This is a genomic window from Rhizobium sullae, from assembly GCF_900169785.1.
Classification (GTDB): Bacteria; Pseudomonadota; Alphaproteobacteria; order Rhizobiales; family Rhizobiaceae; genus Rhizobium; species Rhizobium sullae.
In genome coordinates, this window is the sequence record NZ_FWER01000002.1 from 118,395 (window position 1) to 133,793 (window position 15,399).

At 60.2% G+C, this 15,399-nt stretch carries 17 protein-coding genes and 1 pseudogene; 7 read left to right on the top strand and 11 right to left on the bottom strand.

The genetic code is table 11. The features are described from left to right. Positions 1–22 precede the first annotated feature (22 nt). The 3 genes from BN1800_RS02415 to ribH all read right to left on the bottom strand — a co-directional run bounded on the left by BN1800_RS02415 (position 23) and on the right by ribH (position 3,297). Positions 23–2,158 (bottom strand): sodium-translocating pyrophosphatase, encoded by a 2,136-nt coding sequence (locus tag BN1800_RS02415; RefSeq protein WP_086994110.1) that lies wholly within the window; start codon positions 2,156–2,158, stop codon positions 23–25. Positions 2,159–2,356: 198 nt separating this feature from the next. Further along, a complete protein-coding gene (nusB, locus tag BN1800_RS02420; protein WP_027508484.1) occupies positions 2,357–2,839 on the bottom strand; it encodes a transcription antitermination factor NusB in 483 nt (160 codons plus the stop codon). Continuing rightward, positions 2,836–3,297 carry a 6,7-dimethyl-8-ribityllumazine synthase gene (gene ribH, locus BN1800_RS02425; RefSeq protein WP_027508483.1) on the bottom strand — a complete coding sequence of 154 codons (462 nt, stop codon included), beginning with the start codon at positions 3,295–3,297 and terminating at the stop codon, positions 2,836–2,838. Before ribH ends, nusB begins: the two co-directional genes overlap by 4 nt. A 332-nt stretch (positions 3,298–3,629) precedes the next feature. Here ribH and BN1800_RS02430 point away from each other — a divergent pair, with 332 nt between their 5' ends. From BN1800_RS02430 to BN1800_RS02440, 3 genes are all read left to right on the top strand, one after another. Further along, positions 3,630–3,989, top strand: coding sequence for a hypothetical protein (locus BN1800_RS02430; protein WP_086994113.1), 360 nt, complete (start codon positions 3,630–3,632; stop codon positions 3,987–3,989). Between the two features lie 113 nt (positions 3,990–4,102). After that, the gene (locus tag BN1800_RS02435) at positions 4,103–4,606 is read left to right on the top strand and encodes a cupin domain-containing protein (protein WP_086994116.1); all 504 of its coding nucleotides are present in this window, start codon (positions 4,103–4,105) and stop codon (positions 4,604–4,606) included. 26 nt (positions 4,607–4,632) lie between these two features. Continuing rightward, complete coding sequence (locus BN1800_RS02440; RefSeq protein ID WP_027508480.1) at positions 4,633–5,166, top strand: GNAT family N-acetyltransferase; 534 nt, start codon at positions 4,633–4,635, stop codon at positions 5,164–5,166. Here BN1800_RS02440 and BN1800_RS02445 read toward each other — a convergent pair. From BN1800_RS02445 to BN1800_RS02475, 7 genes are all read right to left on the bottom strand, one after another. Continuing rightward, positions 5,129–5,749: a riboflavin synthase gene (locus tag BN1800_RS02445; protein ID WP_027508479.1), complete on the bottom strand. Its 621-nt coding sequence runs from the start codon at positions 5,747–5,749 to the stop codon at positions 5,129–5,131. The genes BN1800_RS02440 and BN1800_RS02445 overlap by 38 nt on opposite strands. Then, positions 5,749–7,035, bottom strand: coding sequence for a bifunctional diaminohydroxyphosphoribosylaminopyrimidine deaminase/5-amino-6-(5-phosphoribosylamino)uracil reductase RibD (ribD, locus tag BN1800_RS02450; protein WP_027508478.1), 1,287 nt, complete (start codon positions 7,033–7,035; stop codon positions 5,749–5,751). Before ribD ends, BN1800_RS02445 begins: the two co-directional genes overlap by 1 nt. A gap of 3 nt (positions 7,036–7,038) precedes the next feature. Continuing rightward, positions 7,039–7,515, bottom strand: a complete 477-nt coding sequence (gene nrdR, locus BN1800_RS02455) for a transcriptional regulator NrdR (RefSeq protein ID WP_022714748.1) — start codon at positions 7,513–7,515, stop codon at positions 7,039–7,041. 9 nt (positions 7,516–7,524) lie between these two features. Further along, positions 7,525–8,823, bottom strand: coding sequence for a serine hydroxymethyltransferase (gene glyA, locus BN1800_RS02460; RefSeq protein WP_027508477.1), 1,299 nt, complete (start codon positions 8,821–8,823; stop codon positions 7,525–7,527). A gap of 391 nt (positions 8,824–9,214) precedes the next feature. Continuing rightward, a complete protein-coding gene (locus BN1800_RS02465) occupies positions 9,215–10,516 on the bottom strand; it encodes a L,D-transpeptidase family protein (RefSeq protein WP_086994119.1) in 1,302 nt (433 codons plus the stop codon). A gap of 452 nt (positions 10,517–10,968) precedes the next feature. After that, complete coding sequence (ldtR, locus tag BN1800_RS02470; protein WP_086994122.1) at positions 10,969–11,484, bottom strand: transcriptional regulator LdtR; 516 nt, start codon at positions 11,482–11,484, stop codon at positions 10,969–10,971. A gap of 131 nt (positions 11,485–11,615) precedes the next feature. Next, positions 11,616–12,053 (bottom strand): DUF6163 family protein, encoded by a 438-nt coding sequence (locus BN1800_RS02475; protein ID WP_086994125.1) that lies wholly within the window; start codon positions 12,051–12,053, stop codon positions 11,616–11,618. Positions 12,054–12,185: 132 nt separating this feature from the next. On the opposite strand from BN1800_RS02475, the gene hemB reads away from it, so the two are divergent. The 4 genes and pseudogenes from hemB to BN1800_RS42185 all read left to right on the top strand — a co-directional run. Next, the gene (gene hemB, locus BN1800_RS02480; RefSeq protein ID WP_086994128.1) at positions 12,186–13,199 is read left to right on the top strand and encodes a porphobilinogen synthase; all 1,014 of its coding nucleotides are present in this window, start codon (positions 12,186–12,188) and stop codon (positions 13,197–13,199) included. 71 nt (positions 13,200–13,270) lie between these two features. Then, positions 13,271–13,729: an RDD family protein gene (locus tag BN1800_RS02485; protein ID WP_027508472.1), complete on the top strand. Its 459-nt coding sequence runs from the start codon at positions 13,271–13,273 to the stop codon at positions 13,727–13,729. Between the two features lie 172 nt (positions 13,730–13,901). After that, positions 13,902–14,678 (top strand): arginyltransferase, encoded by a 777-nt coding sequence (locus BN1800_RS02490; RefSeq protein WP_027508471.1) that lies wholly within the window; start codon positions 13,902–13,904, stop codon positions 14,676–14,678. A 47-nt stretch (positions 14,679–14,725) separates the two neighbouring features. Then, positions 14,726–14,854 (top strand): annotated as a pseudogene (locus BN1800_RS42185) (type II toxin-antitoxin system death-on-curing family toxin); the annotation flags it as partial. Here BN1800_RS42185 and BN1800_RS02500 read toward each other — a convergent pair. Then, positions 14,843–15,298: an SRPBCC family protein gene (locus BN1800_RS02500; protein ID WP_086994131.1), complete on the bottom strand. Its 456-nt coding sequence runs from the start codon at positions 15,296–15,298 to the stop codon at positions 14,843–14,845. The pseudogene BN1800_RS42185 and the gene BN1800_RS02500 sit on opposite strands and share 12 nt — an antisense overlap. Positions 15,299–15,399: the final 101 nt, after the last annotated feature.

Sequence of the window (15,399 nt, forward strand, 5' to 3'; positions counted from 1 at the left end):
TTCTTTGTCTCTATGCGTTCGATCAGGCTAGGACGGCCAAGAGCAGCAAGGCGACGATATTGGTGATCTTGATAGCCGGATTGACGGCCGGACCTGCGGTATCCTTATAAGGATCGCCGACCGTGTCGCCGGTGACGGAAGCCTTGTGTGCGTCCGAACCCTTCATGTGGCGGATGCCGTCCTTGTCGACGAAGCCGTCCTCGAAGGATTTCTTCGCGTTGTCCCATGCACCGCCGCCGGACGTCATCGAGATGGCGACGAACAGGCCGTTGATGATGACGCCGAGGAGCGACGCGCCGAGTGCGGCGAAGGCCGAGGCCTTGGAGCCGGAGACCAGCAGAACACCGAAGTAGACGACGATCGGCGCCAGGACCGGCAACAGCGAGGGGATGATCATCTCGCGGATTGCGGCCTTGGTCAGAAGGTCGACGGCCTTACCGTAGTCCGGCTTTTCCGTGCCCTGCATGATGCCCGGCTTTTCCTTGAACTGACGGCGCACTTCCTCGACGATCGCGCCGGCGGCGCGGCCGACGGCCGTCATGGCGATACCACCGAAGAGGTAGGGAATGAGCCCACCGAAAATCAGTCCAGCCACCACATAGGGGTTGGAGAGATCGAATGAAATTTCCCCTATGCCGGCGAAGTAGGGAAACTTGTCGCCATTTGCCGCAAAATACTTGAGGTCATAGGAATAGGCCGCAAAGAGCACGAGAGCGCCAAGACCGGCAGAGCCGATCGCGTAGCCCTTGGTCACGGCCTTCGTCGTGTTGCCGACGGCGTCGAGCGCATCCGTCGATTTGCGGACTTCCGGCGGCAGATGGGACATTTCGGCAATGCCGCCGGCATTGTCGGTCACAGGACCGAAGGCATCGAGCGCGACGATCATCCCGGCAAGCCCGAGCATGGCGGTAACGGCGATGCCGGTGCCGAAGAGGCCGGCGAGCTGGTAGGTGCCGATAATGCCGCCCACGATGACGATCGCAGGCAGCGCCGTCGATTCCAGCGAGACCGCAAGGCCCTGGATGACGTTCGTGCCGTGGCCGGTCACGGATGCCTGGGCGATCGAATTGACCGGGCGCTTGTTGGTGCCGGTATAATATTCGGTGATGACGACAATGAGCGCCGTTACCAGGAGGCCGACGAGGCCGCAGAAGAAGAGATTGGTGCCCGTAATATCCGCACCGCCGGCCTGTCCGAGCGAACCCCAACCCACCGTCAACGATGTTGCGGCGCCGAGACCGATGATCGACAGGAGGCCGGTGACGACAAGGCCCTTATAGAGAGCGCCCATGATCGAGCCGTTGGTGCCGAGCTTGACGAAGAAGGTGCCGACGATCGACGTGAGGATGCAGGCGCCGCAGATTGCCAGCGGATAGATCATCGCCGATTGCAGGATCGGCGCGCCGGCAAAGAAGATCGAGGCGAGAACCATGGTGGCGACGACGGAGACGGCATAGGTTTCGAAAAGGTCGGCAGCCATGCCAGCGCAGTCGCCGACATTGTCGCCGACGTTGTCCGCGATCGTCGCCGGATTGCGCGGATCGTCTTCCGGAATGCCTGCCTCGACCTTGCCGACGAGATCGCCGCCGACATCGGCACCCTTGGTAAAGATACCGCCGCCGAGACGGGCGAAGATCGAGATCAGCGAGGCACCGAAGCCGAGCGCGACAAGCGCATCGATGACTTCGCGCGCACCGCTTTCATGACCGAGCAAAATTGTCAGGATGAAATAATAGATGGATACGCCGAGCAGCGCCAAACCGGCGACCAGCATGCCGGTGATGGCTCCGGATTTGAAGGCGATATCGAGGCCGGCCGAGAGGCTGTGCGATGCGGCCTGCGCCGTGCGGACGTTGGCACGAACGGATACGTGCATGCCGATAAAGCCGGCGGCACCGGAAAGCACAGCGCCGATCAGAAAGCCGATGGCGGCCATGCCGGAGAGAAGCAGCCAGGCTGCAATGAAAACAACGATGCCGACGATCGCGATCGTCTTGTACTGGCGCATGAGATAGGCCTGCGCGCCTTCACGGATATAACCCGCGATTTCCTGCATGCGGCTGTTTCCCTGATCGGCGGCCAGCACCGAACGGGTTGCCCAGATGGCATAAACCACCGAGAGCAGACCGCATGCAATTACGCATAAAAGAATGATCATTTCGCTCTTTCCTCCAAAAGTGCCGGAGCACTCCTCCCTCCGGCCACGAACGCAGCCGAATCGTCTTCTCTCCACAGAAACGCTCTAGCTTTGCGTGCGGAGATTGCGGGGTGAGAAACAGGACGTCAAGACCGCAAGGGACGAAAACCCTTGCAGTGCAGCGTAAAGAGCGAAATGGTCCGATAGAGGACGGAAGGCCTACTTCTTCGTCTCGCCGCGCACCTGTTTGGCGATGCGGTCGAGAACGGCGTTGACGAGCTTCGGCTCGTCATCCTCAAAGAAGGCCTGGGCGATCTCGACATATTCCGTTACGATCACGGCTACCGGCACGTCCTTGCGGTCGAGAAGTTCAAAGACGCCAGCGCGCAGGATGGCCCGCACGGTGCTATCCAGGCGCGACAGCGCCCAGTCGTCCTGCAGGGCGGAGGCGATCAAAGGATCGAGACGAACCTGCTCGCGCACGACGCCCGAGACGATGGAGCGGAACCACGAGGCATCGGCCTTGAGATAGGTTTCGCCGTCGATTTCCTGGCCGAGGCGATGCGCCTCGTATTCGGCGACGATTTCCAAGACGCCGGTGCCGCCGATATCCATCTGGTAGAGCGCCTGAACGGCAGCCAGACGCGCAGCGCCGCGCTGGTTTGCAGTTTTCACCTGACGCTCCGGATTTTCATTGCTCATTCGTATGCACCCAGTTTCTTCTTCAGCTCAATCATCGTGAGAGCTGCGCGAGCGGCAAATCCGCCCTTGTCCTTCTCCGAGCGGCGGGCGCGTGCCCAGGCCTGCTCATCGTCTTCGACCGTCAGGATGCCGTTGCCTATGGCAAGGGATTCGCTGACGGCGAGATCCATCAGTGCGCGCGAGGATTCGTTCGACACGATGTCGAAGTGATAGGTCTCGCCGCGGATGACCATGCCGAGCGCGACATAGCCGTCATAATGCGTGCCGCCATTGTCGGCCCCATCGAGGGCCATGGCAATCGTCGGCGGAATTTCCAAAGCGCCCGGAACGGTGACGACATCGTAGGTCGCGCCCGCTTCCTTGAGCGCAAAGGTGGCTCCTTCCAGAAGCGCGTCGGCCATGTCGTCGTAGAAGCGGGCTTCGACGATCAAAATATGGGGAGCGTTATCTCGCGCCATGCATCACCTTCGGTTTCTGAGGACTTGCCATTCGGCAGGCCGCGGTCAAAACATGCCTTTCGACGAATGGCAAGCAAATTCGGATCATGGCCGGAATGCAAATCCGGAAATCCCTGCAACAGGATATCAGAAATATACGCAGGCCGCTTACGCTGCGCCTCGCAAGCATGTTGAAAACGGCAAATCGAGGGCAATCGGCATGAACAATTTGTAATGTTATTTCAGGTAGTTAGCTATTGATTTAGCGCCGCGGCCGACCCAACTCAAGAAGCGTAACGCCGACGATCCCCTGCGCGACAGCCGACCGTCGTAGCAGATGAAAGGATACCATCATGAACCGCGTTGCCACAATCGCCATCGTTTCCGCCTTTTCCTCCCTTGCGCTTGCCGGCGCCAGCCGGGCGGAAAGCTTTGGCATGAACAGCCCATCGGGCATCGAACAGACGCTCCGCAATTTCCGGGGCAACGACTTCAACGTTGAGCATTTCTATAACTGGCGCGATGCAGGTTCCGAAGCTTATGGTCCGCGCTCCGCTCCGCCTCGCTCAGCACAGGATGTGCGGCAGATCCAGGCATCGATCGGCGCCAACAGGATGCTGACGCGCAAGCTCGCCAATGACGGTGTCAATGTCCGCAACGTCATCAATGCCGAAAAGGCGGCCGACGGCAGCATCACCTTCTACATCGACTGATGGGCATGAGGCGGCGCAGCGATTTGCGCCGCCTCTCCCCGACAATTCTGCTGGCGCCTATTGAAAACTATCCCGGATTAATGGTCTGTTCCCTCTACAAAAGGGAAGAAGACATGCCACGGGACATCAAACCAGTTCTCAACATTGCCGACCTGACACTGGGGCAATGGAAACAGGGCGCGCTCTACGAGAGCGCCGACACATCCTTCGGCCGCCTGCTCGGCCTTTCCAATCTCGGGATCAGCTACAACGAGGTGCCGCCCGGCAAGTCGGGCTGTCCGTTCCACAACCATCATGTCGAAGATGAGTTGTTCTTCGTGATCGAAGGAACAGGGGAATATCGCTTCGGAAGCGAACGCTATCCGATCAAGAAAGGCGACACGCTCGGCGCGCCCGCCGGGGGCAAGGAAACGGCGCATCAGATCCTCAACACCGGCAGCACGACTCTGATCTATCTCGGCATCTCCACGATGGCGAAGACTGAGATCGTCGAATACCCGGATTCCGGAAAATTCCTTGCCAAGACGAACCGTGACGGCACAAGATCCGGCCGCTTCGCCGTCATCGGACGCGAAGAGAGCAATCTTGACTATTGGGACGGGGAGCCCGGCGCGTAACCGCAGTTTTTCAGAGAGCGATATTCATGATCGATATTCCGACCATCGAAACGGAGCGATTGGTTCTGCGCCCGCACCGGCTCGATGATTTCGACGTCTATGTCGGTTTGTGGGCCGATGAAGACGTCGTCCGCTATATCAGCGGTGTGCCATCAACACGCGAACAGACATGGTCCCGCCTCATAAGGGCGAGCGGCATGTGGCATCATATGGGTTTCGGCTTTCTAATCATCGAAGAAAAGGAAAGCGGGCGGCTGATCGGCGAAGCGGGCTTCCATGAAGCCCGCCGCGACATGTTTCCCTCCATCGAGGAAACATTGGAAACCGGCTGGGTGTTGCTGCCTTCAGCACACGGACGGGGCTATGCGACTGAAGCGCTCGCGGCGCTGATCGCATGGGCCGACCGTCATATCCCCGGCAAGGAGATGACCTGCATTATCAGCCCTGATAACAAACCATCGCTACGCGTCGCGGAAAAGCTCGGCTTCCGTGAAGTGACACGCACCAATTATCACGGCGAAATCATTCTGTTCTCGCGGCAGGGAACTCAGCCAGCCTAGCCGCATAGCGCGCCATCGTGTCGACTTCGAAATTGACGAAGTCGCCCGCCTGGCGCTCGCCCCAGGTGGTGACCTCGAGCGTGTGGCGGATCAGCAGGACGTCGAAATCCGTTCCATTGACGGCATTGACCGTCAGCGACGTGCCATCGAGCGCGATCGAGCCCTTGGGCGCCACGAACTTTGCAAGATGCTCCGGCGCACGCAGGCGGAAGCGGGTCGCGTCACCCTCGGTGGTCACCGACAGGATTTCCGCCTTGCCGTCGACATGCCCGGAGACGATGTGGCCGCCGAGTTCGTCGCCGATCTTCAGGGAGCGCTCGAGATTGACGCGGGTGCCTGATTTCCAGTTCGTGAGCGTCGTGAGCCTCAGCGCCTCTTCCCAGGCCTCCACCTCGAACCAGCGGCCGTTGCTGCCTTCGCCCGGCAGGCCGGTTACCGTGAGGCAAATGCCCGAGTGGGAAATCGACGCACCCATATCGATGGTCTTGGGGTCGTAATTGGTCGCGACGCGGAGCTTCACACCCTCGTTCATGGGCGAAATGGATTCGATCGTGCCGATATCGGTGACAATTCCGGTGAACATCAGGATTCTCTTTCGTATTCGTCCAGCCGGTCGTCGCCGAACATGAATGTGCCCTTGTGGACAAAACCGGGTGGCATATCGGTCTTCGTCAAAGGCGATTCAATACCGCCTTCGCCGATGATCACCTGCCCCTGGTAAAGCTGGATGCGGTCGACGAGACCGACGTCGAGGAAAAGCCGCGCCGTCTTCGCGCCACCCTCGATGAGGAGCGAGGAGATGCCGCGCGAGGCAAGTGCAGGGAGCAGCACTTCGGGATGGTAAGGATTGCAGTAAAGGATTTCGACGCCTGCGGATTCCAGGGCTGAACGGCGGGTTTCGATTTCGAAGGTTTCGGCGAATGGCTTACCCCCCTCTGCCCCGCTGGGCATCTCCCGCACAAGTGGAAAGATTGGACGAGCGTGGGCTGCCTGCCCCTCATTCTCGGTCACGGGGGTCGAACTATCGCCGCCGGATTTTCTGGAATTAGGATCGTGCTGCTCGCCAATCTCTCCCGTTGTGGGGGAGATGTCCGGCCGGACAGAAGGGGGGGCCTCGCTGGCAACCACGATGACCGGCACGTCTCGCGCCGACCTGACCAGCTTGCTCGTGAGCGGCAAGTCAAGCCAAGGATCAAGCACGACCCGCACCGGCGACAGCGATTGCAAGCCCGGCGTTCGCACCGTCAGTTCCGGATCGTCGGCGATCGCCGTGCCGATGCCGACGAGGATGGCGTCGGTTTTGGCGCGGAGCGCCTGAACCTGCGCGCGCGCAAGCGGGCCGGTGATGGCGATCTGTCCCTCGCCTTTGCGGCCGATCATGCCGTCGGCCGAAACGGCAAGCTTGACGGTCACATAGGGCCGGTTCTTCGCCTGCCGGGTGAGATAGCCGGCAAGCGAGCGAGCGCCTTCCTCCTCCAGCACGCCGGTGTCAACCTCAATACCGGCGTCGCGCAGCATGGCGATACCGCGGCCGGAAACGCGGGCGTCAGGATCCGTAACACTGATAACAACGCGGGCGACACCAGTAGCGATCAGCGCTTCCGCGCAGGGCGGCGTCTTGCCGTGATGCGAGCAGGGTTCGAGCGTCACATAGGCGGTGGCGCCGCGGGCAAGATCGCCTGCCTCGGCAAGCGCCTGCGGCTCGGCATGCGGACGGCCCCCAAGCGCGGTAACCGCACGCCCTACGATTTCGCCGTCTCTGACGATAACGCAGCCGACGGAGGGATTGGTCGAGGTCTGGCCGAGATGCAAAAGACCAAGACGGATTGCCTCGGCCATGAAACGCTCGTCCTGCGGCCCCGTGCTCATGGCTCAGGTCTCCAGCGTGTCGCGGCTGATCTTGGCGTTGATTTCGGAAATGACCTTTTCGAAATCCTCGGCATGCGAGAAATCCCGGTAGACGGACGCATAGCGGACGAAGCCGACGTCATCGAGGCTCTTGAGCGCTTCCAGCACCTGAAGGCCGATGGCCTCGGAGCTGATCTCGACTTCGCCGGAGCTTTCGAGACGGCGGACGATGCCGGAAACGGCCCTTTCGATGCGGTCGCGGTCGACCGGACGCTTGCGCAGCGCGATCTCGAAGGAGCGCACCAGCTTGTCGCGGTCGAAAGGCACCTTGCGGCCAGTCTTCTTGACGACCATCAGCTCGCGCAACTGCACGCGTTCGAACGTCGTGAAGCGGCCGCCGCAATCGGGGCAGATACGCCTGCGGCGGATGGACGTATTGTCCTCCGCCGGGCGTGAATCCTTAACCTGGGTGTCTTCCGATCCGCAGAATGGGCAGCGCATGCGCTATCCTTAGCCGATGTAGTCGTACATTGGGAAGCGGCCGGTAAGGTCGACCACCTTGCCACGAACGGCTGCTTCGACTGCTGCGTTGCCTTCGTCGGAATTGGCGACCTTCAGGCCGTCGAGAACCTCAACGATGAGGTTACCGATTTCCTTGAATTCCGCTTCCTTGAAGCCGCGCGTCGTGCCTGCCGGAGCGCCGAGACGGACGCCGGAAGTGACGAAAGGCTTTTCCGGATCGAACGGAATGCCGTTCTTGTTGCAGGTGATGTAAGCGCGGCCGAGCGCTGCTTCGGCGCGCTTGCCGGTGGCGTTCTTCTTGCGGAGGTCGACGAGCATCAGGTGGTTGTCGGTGCCGCCGGAGACGACGTCGAGGCCGCCCGCCATAAGGGTCTCGGCAAGTGCCTTGGCGTTCTTGACGATCTGAGCGGCGTAGTCTTTGAATTCCGGCTGCAGCGCTTCGCCGAAGGCGACGGCCTTGGCGGCGATGATGTGCATCAGCGGACCGCCCTGCAGACCAGGGAAAACGGCCGAATTGAACTTCTTCGCCAGATCTTCGTCGTTCGTAAGGATGACGCCGCCGCGCGGGCCGCGGAGCGACTTGTGGGTCGTGGTCGTCGCGACGTGGCAGTGCGGGAATGGCGACGGATGCTGGTCACCGGCGACGAGGCCAGCAATATGGGCCATGTCGACCATGAGATAGGCACCGACCGAGTCGGCGATCTCGCGGAAACGCTTCCAGTCCCAGATACGGGAGTAAGCCGTACCGCCGGCGATGATCAGCTTCGGCTTGTGCTCTTCGGCCTTGCGGGCGACTTCGTCCATATCGAGCAGGTTGTCGCCTTCGCGAACGCCGTAGGACACGACGTTGAACCACTTGCCGGACATGTTGACCGGCGAGCCGTGCGTCAGATGACCGCCCGAATTCAGGTCGAGGCCCATGAAGGTGTCGCCCGGCTGCAGCAGCGCCAGGAAGACCGCCTGGTTCATCTGCGAACCGGAGTTCGGCTGGACGTTGGCGAAGTTGACGCCGAAGAGCTTCTTGGCCCGTTCGATCGCCAGTTCCTCGGCGATATCGACAAACTGGCAGCCACCGTAGTAGCGCTTACCCGGATAACCTTCCGCATATTTGTTCGTCATGATGGAGCCCTGGGCTTCCAGCACCGCGCGGGAAACGATGTTCTCCGATGCGATCAATTCGATCTCATGCCGCTGGCGGCCGAGCTCCTTTTCGATCGCGCCGAAGATATCCGGATCGGTGTCAGCAAGCGAACGATTGAAGAAGGTCTGCGTGGAAGCATTTGTCATGGGCGGGCTCCTCAACTGGAATGCGCGAAGGTTTAGCGTTCCACCCCGCAGAGAGCAATACGAAGAACGACATTTGCTGGGCAATCTACGCGCAGCCTATGCTCCCAACTGAGTATCTTAGGATTTGGAGAGCTGAGTCCCTCGCCCAGCGCCATTCCTGTGGGCGCCCTTTCAGCGACGTCGCATGCTTAGCGATGTGGCTGTTTCGCTGCGCTTCCCGCAATATCCTCATCTCTGTGCTTGTCACAGAGATCCAACCACGGCGGCCCTTGCCTGCGATTCAAGTCAAGAATGCCGCCTGCCCTCGCCCTCGACTGACTTGCGGCGTGGCCTCCACAACAAAAAGCCGCGCCCGAAGACGCGGCTTTCAGAAAGCTACAAGCATCAATTTTTACTGAACCGGCTGCTCCATTCCAGCGGTCGTATCGAGCGCCAGTTCGGCGTTGCCGTCCATCTGGTAGATGTCGTCGCGGAACTGGACGAGGCCGTCGGGCATGCCCCAGGCGGAGATGTAGACGAAATAGACCGGGATTTCCTCGGCGAGCGTGATCGGCGTGTTGACGCGGCTCGCGATCACCTGCTCCATCTGCTGACGCGACCACGGCGGGGTGTCGCGCAGCAGCCAGGTCGTCAGGTCGCGGACGTTCTGGACGCGCACGCAACCGGACGACTCGAAGCGCATCAGCTTGTTGAACAGGCCCTGCTGCGGCGTGTCGTGCATGTACTCGCCGTTCTTGTTATGGAAATTGATCTTCGCCGAAGCCATGGCGTTAATCTTACCCGGATCCTGACGGAACATCAGGTTCGGCGCCTCGCCATTCCAGTCGATCGTTTCCGGGGCGACTTCGTTGCCCTTGCCGTCAATCAGACGAATGGCGTTCCTCTCGAGATAGGTCGGATCCTTGCGCATCAGCGGCATGATGTCCTTCTCGACGATCGAGCGCGGCGCAGTCCAATAGGGATTGAGGATGACCTCGTAGATCTTCGAATTGACGATATGCGTTGGACGGCTGATACGTCCGACGACGGCCGCATGACGCGTCGCCACGCTGCCGTCTTCGACCGCCTCGACATAGGCGGCCGGAATATTGACCATGACGTGGCGGCGGCCGAGATCTTCCGGGAAGGTCTGTAGCCGGACGAGGTTGGTGTTCAGCTGCTGCAGGCGCACGTCGACCGGAATGTTCATCGCCTTTAACGTGAATTCGCCGATGACGCCGTCTGCGGGAAGGCCATGACGGGCCTGGAAGCGCTTGACCGCACCGTCGACATAGGAATCGAAGGCGGAAGACATGCCGGCTTCGCGCGGCAAGTCGCCGGTGATGGCGAGGCGCTGGCGCAGCGCCTGAACGGAAGGATCCGTCACGCCGAGCTGGAGACGCACGCCAGCAGGATTGACCTCAGGCCAACCGCCTGCGGACGCGATCTGCTGATATTCCATGATCGCCAGCTGGATGCTCGGAACCGATTGCGGACTGAGGATCGGGGTATTGGAAACGGCGGCGTTCGCCGTGCGCGATGCGGCCTTGGCGTCGAACTGATCGTCCCAATCGCCGCGGCGGGGCGCGTTGATCAACGCATCGAGCGCGGACTGCGCAAAAGCCGGGGCGGCGATTGCGCTGGCGCTGACGGTTGCCGCAGACGCAAGAAAGGCGCGGCGCGAAAGAGCTTCAATTCGGTTTTTCTTCGACATAATCCCAACCACTGAATGCCGCAGCCTGATAAGGAAAACCGCGGGCTTTGCGATTCACTGCGCCACGGCGCAGATCACTACCATTCCGTTCTCCGGCGCATCACAAGTTTTCCGCGCCTGGCCATCACAAGATTGCGAGCCGGAAGCGCGGACGACTTTGAACTATTGTGTTAGAAAGCGCCGCTTTGCCGTGCATTTCCGCTGTCATACCAATATGGCCAATTCGTGTCGCCGACGTCCAATATGCCTACCATTGGTAGGGAGCGGCACGGACGAAACCATATCGATCCGTAATCGGTGCTGGTTAATAACGGCTAAAAGACCGCCTGAATACAGGGCCGCTGCGCGCGGGCGCGATGCGTTGCAAAGATGACACGCTGGCTGCGAACACGGCAAACCGGACGCGCAGGGACGCATCCGGTTTTCTTCGACCTTGGAGGAGGTCTCTTACCCTAGAGCCGATAAAGGATCTGGTCGTTCCAGAAGCGGTCGAGGCGCTGCAGGAGCTTGTTCATCTGGGTGAACTCGTCGGTGCCAATGCCGCCGACCTTGTCGATCGAAGTGATGTGGCGTTCGTAGAGCTTGGCCACCGTTTCGGCAATCTCCGTGCCGGTTTCCGTCAGGCTGATGCGGACGGAGCGGCGGTCGATGCGCGAACGCTGGTGGTTGATGAAGCCGAGATCGACCAGCTTCTTCACGTTGTAGGACACATTCGAGCCGAGATAGTAGCCACGCGAGCGCAGCTCGCCGGCGGTCAGCTCGGAATTGCCGATGTTGAAAAGGAGCAGGGCCTGGATGGCGTTGACGTCGCTGCGGCCCTGACGGTCGAACTCGTCCTTGATGACATCCAGAAGGCGGCGGTGAAGACGTTCGACAAGGTGAAGGGATTCCATGTAAAGATCACGGATGTCGTGGTCCTGCTGATCACGGAAGCTTGATACCGCCTGCGGCTTGATTTTCGTATTCATGATGACTGCCTCACTGTTTTGTTTGGCGGTGTTGGTTTTCTTCCCGCCTTGAGACAGACCTTATCGAATACAAATAAAATTCTACTTAAACTGCAGGCTTAACAGCACCTTACCGAAAACCCCGCGTTGTATCAGGGTAAATCAACGCTTACTTTGCGGCGTTGGCGGCGCTTCTCCAGCCAGAGCGCCAGGCGGAAAACCAGGTAGACAGCGGCAACCGCGCCATGCATCAGCAGGATGAGCCGGTTGGAGCCGAAGGTCTGCGGCAGCAGGCCGTACATCAGGATTTGACCGCCTGCGGCGAGCACCCAAACGACCGGCCCCCAGGATACCGTCAGCCAGAGGCCGAGCGACGCGACGGGGAAGAGAACGGCAAGGCTGGTGGCCGCAACCTTCCACGGCAGGCTCAGGAGATCGAAGCGCCCTGCTCCCACGAGCGAATAGCCGACGAGCATCGCCCAATATTGCAGGCCGAACCAGAAGCAGGAGATCGCGACCAGCCTCAAGAAGAGGATGAACAGGATGTCTAACAGCGTCCGCTTCGGCATCGTCGGAGAATCATTTTCCATGGCGCAGACTTTAGGGTTCCCGTTGCGGCTCCACCAGCGGCTTATCCGCCGCGGCCAATCGCCCGGTTTGGTTTTCCGGATCGTCATGATAATGAGCGGACCTATAAATGGAATGGCCAGGGACGAAAGACAATGCAGGACAGGACCCACCTCGTTGACGAGATCACCGGACACCGCCGCATGCGCCGCAACCGCAAGGCGGACTGGACACGGCGCCTTGTGCAGGAAAACCGGCTGACGGTGGACGACCTGATATGGCCGGTCTTCATAGTCCCCGGTTCAGGCATCGTGCAACCGATTCCGGCCATGCCGGGCGTCAACCGCATCAGCGTCGACAAATTAGCGGAAGCCGCCCGGGAGGCGGCCGATCTCGGCGTCCCGGCGATCGCCACCTTCCCAAACATCGAGATGGCACTGCGCGACGAGACGGGCTCGAACAGCCTTCAGGCCAGCAATCTCATCAATCAGGCGACGATTGCCATCAAGAAGGCCGTCCCGAACATCGGCGTGATCACCGACGTCGCGCTCGATCCCTTTACCAGCCACGGCCATGACGGCATCCTGCGCGGCTCAGAAATCGTCAATGACGAGACCGTCGATCAGGTGGCGCGCGCTGCCGTCATGCAGGCTGATGCCGGTTCCGACATCATTGCCCCGTCGGAAATGATGGACGGCCGCATCGGAGCGATCCGCCGGGCACTCGATGCCGCCGGGCATCAGAATGTCGGGATCATGAGCTATGCGACCAAGTTCGCGTCCGCTTTCTATGGCCCCTACCGCGAGGCGATCTCGACCAGCAGCTTGCTGAAGGGCGACAAGAAGACCTATTATATCGATCCCGCCAATGGCACCGAGGCGATCCGCGATGCCGCACTCGACGTTGAGGAGGGCGCGGATATGCTGATGGTCAAGCCTGGTCTTCCCTATCTCGATATCTGCTGGCGGATGAAGGAGGCTTTCGGCCTTCCGACCTTCGCCTATCAGGTTTCCGGCGAATATACGCAGATCAAGGCTGCGGCGATGAACGGCTGGATCGACGGCGAACGGGCGATGCTGGAAACGCTGCTCGCCTTCAAGCGCGCCGGCTGCGACGGGATCCTCACCTATTTCGCGATCGAGGTCGCCAGACTGCTGGCAAAGCGCTGATCTTCACGCATTGTTGTATCTCCGGCCACCGACACCATATCAATGGCACCGATTTCCAAAGGAGACCGCAGATGAGCCTTAACCCGAACCCGCTTTATGCCGCACCGGAAGACTGGCGCGCCTATAGCGGCACGCTGAGCCGGCGGGTCTTTGCGTTCATTCTCGACTACATCATCGTGCTGCTGCTCTGCATTCCTGCCGCAGTCGTGCTGTTTTTCCTGTCGATTCTGACTCTCGGCCTCGGTTTCTTTCTCTATCCGGCGCTCTTCGTGTTGGTTGCCGGCCTCTATTTCGGCTTGACGGTCGGCGGGCCGAGTCAGGCATCGCCCGGCATGCGGGCGATGGGGATCGCAATCGTGCGCGTCGATGGCCGCCCGATGGATTTCCTACTAGCGATCGCCCACCTGGCGCTTTTCTGGATCCTGAACTCTGTGCTGACGCCGCTGATTCTGCTCGCCGGTCTGTTTACCGAGCGCAGCCGACTCATTCACGATCTGCTTGTGGGCACGGTCACGGTGCGAACCGCCTGACGCGGCGAAATAAAGCCCGCCGCCGGTCTTTGCCGACCAGCAGGCGGCGCCATATCAAAAAAGAATAGGAAAATGATAGCGCGGACAGACCAGCCGCGCTGTTGACGTTTTCTATTCTTAGGTCATGCTGTCATAATAAAACAATCAATGCGAAAGGACGTCTCTCCGGCAAATGAATACGCAGGCCTCGCCATCACCGCAGTTTTATCTGACGGCTCCGGCTGCATGTCCGTATTTGCCGCATGAGATGGAGCGTAAGGTCTTTACGCATCTTGTCGGTCCGCGCGCTGCCGAAATGAACGACATCCTGACGCAAGGCGGTTTCCGCCGTTCGCAGAACATCGCCTACCGCCCAGCTTGCGAATCCTGCCGCGCCTGCGTCTCGGTGCGCATCCTCGCGCAGGAGTTCCAGCCGACGAAATCGATGAAACGGGTGCTCGCTCACAACGCAGATGTCATTGCGACCGAATTTTCGGCGCAGCCTTCCAGCGAGCAGTATTCACTCTTCCGCCGCTATCTCGACGACCGCCACCAGCAAGGCGGCATGTCCGACATGACCGTTCTCGACTATGCGATCATGGTGGAAGATACGCACGTAAACACCAAAATCATCGAATACCGCAAACGGGAAGAAGGCTCGGGTCTCGATGCCCGCCCGCGCGGCGAACTCCTGGCTGCCGCGTTGACCGACACAATGAGCGACGGCCTTTCCATGGTCTATTCCTATTTCAATCCGGAATATGACAGGCGCTCGCTCGGCACCTTCATGATCCTGGACCATGTGAAGCGCACCAAGGCGCTCGGCCTTCCGCATGTTTACCTCGGCTATTGGGTTCAGGGATCGCGCAAAATGGATTACAAGACGCGCTTCCAACCTCAGGAACACCTGACGCCACGCGGCTGGGAACGCTTCGATCCCTCCACCATGCCCGAAAGCACGCACGATTAAATGCCCCTCACCTGGATGCGTGCGGAAGCCGTGTTGGGCATGCGCGGAACGGCTACGAAATTGAACCGACAGACGCGCGTCTATACGAGTTCGTCCTCGCTGTTGCCGCCGGCGAGATAGACGAAGCAGGCGCGACGCGCTTTCTGCGTGATTTCTCCGTTCCCCTAGCTCGCTAGTCGGTCCGTCTGCTGCAGCACCCGTTCCAGGCCGTCCATAACGTGCATCCAGCCCTGGCGCGTCTTCTCTTCGAACGCCCCCCATTCGGCGCACATTTCGTGCGTCAGCGTTAGGCGGCTGCCGTCGCCCAGCGGCTCGATGTCGATTTCGACGCGATCGGGATTGTGGTCGTGCTCTTCAGCTGAGAAGCTAAAAACCATGTGTTTCGGCCTACGAAGTTCGAGGAAAATGCCGCAGTGGCACGCGTCGCCGGTCGGGCGTCGGTCGATGATCAGGAAGCGTCCGCCGACACGGGGATCGATTTCGGCGCGGACAACATGCCCCTGCTCCGTCGCAAAAAGAAAACGTTTGGCCATCTGCGGATTAAGCCATGCGTCATAGACGACGGAAGGAGGTACGTTGTAAGTGTGATCGACATGCAACTTGATAGTGTTGGCAGACATTGAGGCTCCTCCGTTTCAGGGCAGCGCTCGCGCACAAAGCCCACCGGCCATTCCGTCCGCCTTCGGAATGAACCCGTTCCCAATTTTTGATAACAGGAAGG

Excerpts from the sequence above, each read along its gene's own strand:
- BN1800_RS02415 (WP_086994110.1), bottom strand. The coding sequence starts at position 2,158 with ATGATCATTCTTTTATGCGTAATTGCATGCGGTCTGCTCTCGGTGGTT.
- nrdR (WP_022714748.1), bottom strand. The coding sequence starts at position 7,515 with ATGCGCTGCCCATTCTGCGGATCGGAAGACACCCAGGTTAAGGATTCA.
- hemB (WP_086994128.1), top strand. The coding sequence starts at position 12,186 with ATGCAGGACAGGACCCACCTCGTTGACGAGATCACCGGACACCGCCGC.
- BN1800_RS02485 (WP_027508472.1), top strand. The coding sequence starts at position 13,271 with ATGAGCCTTAACCCGAACCCGCTTTATGCCGCACCGGAAGACTGGCGC.
- BN1800_RS02435 (WP_086994116.1), top strand. The coding sequence starts at position 4,103 with ATGCCACGGGACATCAAACCAGTTCTCAACATTGCCGACCTGACACTG.
- BN1800_RS02430 (WP_086994113.1), top strand. The coding sequence starts at position 3,630 with ATGAACCGCGTTGCCACAATCGCCATCGTTTCCGCCTTTTCCTCCCTT.
- glyA (WP_027508477.1), bottom strand. The coding sequence starts at position 8,823 with ATGACAAATGCTTCCACGCAGACCTTCTTCAATCGTTCGCTTGCTGAC.
- ldtR (WP_086994122.1), bottom strand. The coding sequence starts at position 11,484 with ATGAATACGAAAATCAAGCCGCAGGCGGTATCAAGCTTCCGTGATCAG.
- nusB (WP_027508484.1), bottom strand. The coding sequence starts at position 2,839 with ATGAGCAATGAAAATCCGGAGCGTCAGGTGAAAACTGCAAACCAGCGC.
- BN1800_RS02465 (WP_086994119.1), bottom strand. The coding sequence starts at position 10,516 with ATGTCGAAGAAAAACCGAATTGAAGCTCTTTCGCGCCGCGCCTTTCTT.
- BN1800_RS02445 (WP_027508479.1), bottom strand. The coding sequence starts at position 5,749 with ATGTTCACCGGAATTGTCACCGATATCGGCACGATCGAATCCATTTCG.
- BN1800_RS02500 (WP_086994131.1), bottom strand. The coding sequence starts at position 15,298 with ATGTCTGCCAACACTATCAAGTTGCATGTCGATCACACTTACAACGTA.
- ribD (WP_027508478.1), bottom strand. The coding sequence starts at position 7,035 with ATGAGCACGGGGCCGCAGGACGAGCGTTTCATGGCCGAGGCAATCCGT.
- BN1800_RS02490 (WP_027508471.1), top strand. The coding sequence starts at position 13,902 with ATGAATACGCAGGCCTCGCCATCACCGCAGTTTTATCTGACGGCTCCG.
- ribH (WP_027508483.1), bottom strand. The coding sequence starts at position 3,297 with ATGGCGCGAGATAACGCTCCCCATATTTTGATCGTCGAAGCCCGCTTC.
- BN1800_RS02440 (WP_027508480.1), top strand. The coding sequence starts at position 4,633 with ATGATCGATATTCCGACCATCGAAACGGAGCGATTGGTTCTGCGCCCG.
- BN1800_RS02475 (WP_086994125.1), bottom strand. The coding sequence starts at position 12,053 with ATGGAAAATGATTCTCCGACGATGCCGAAGCGGACGCTGTTAGACATC.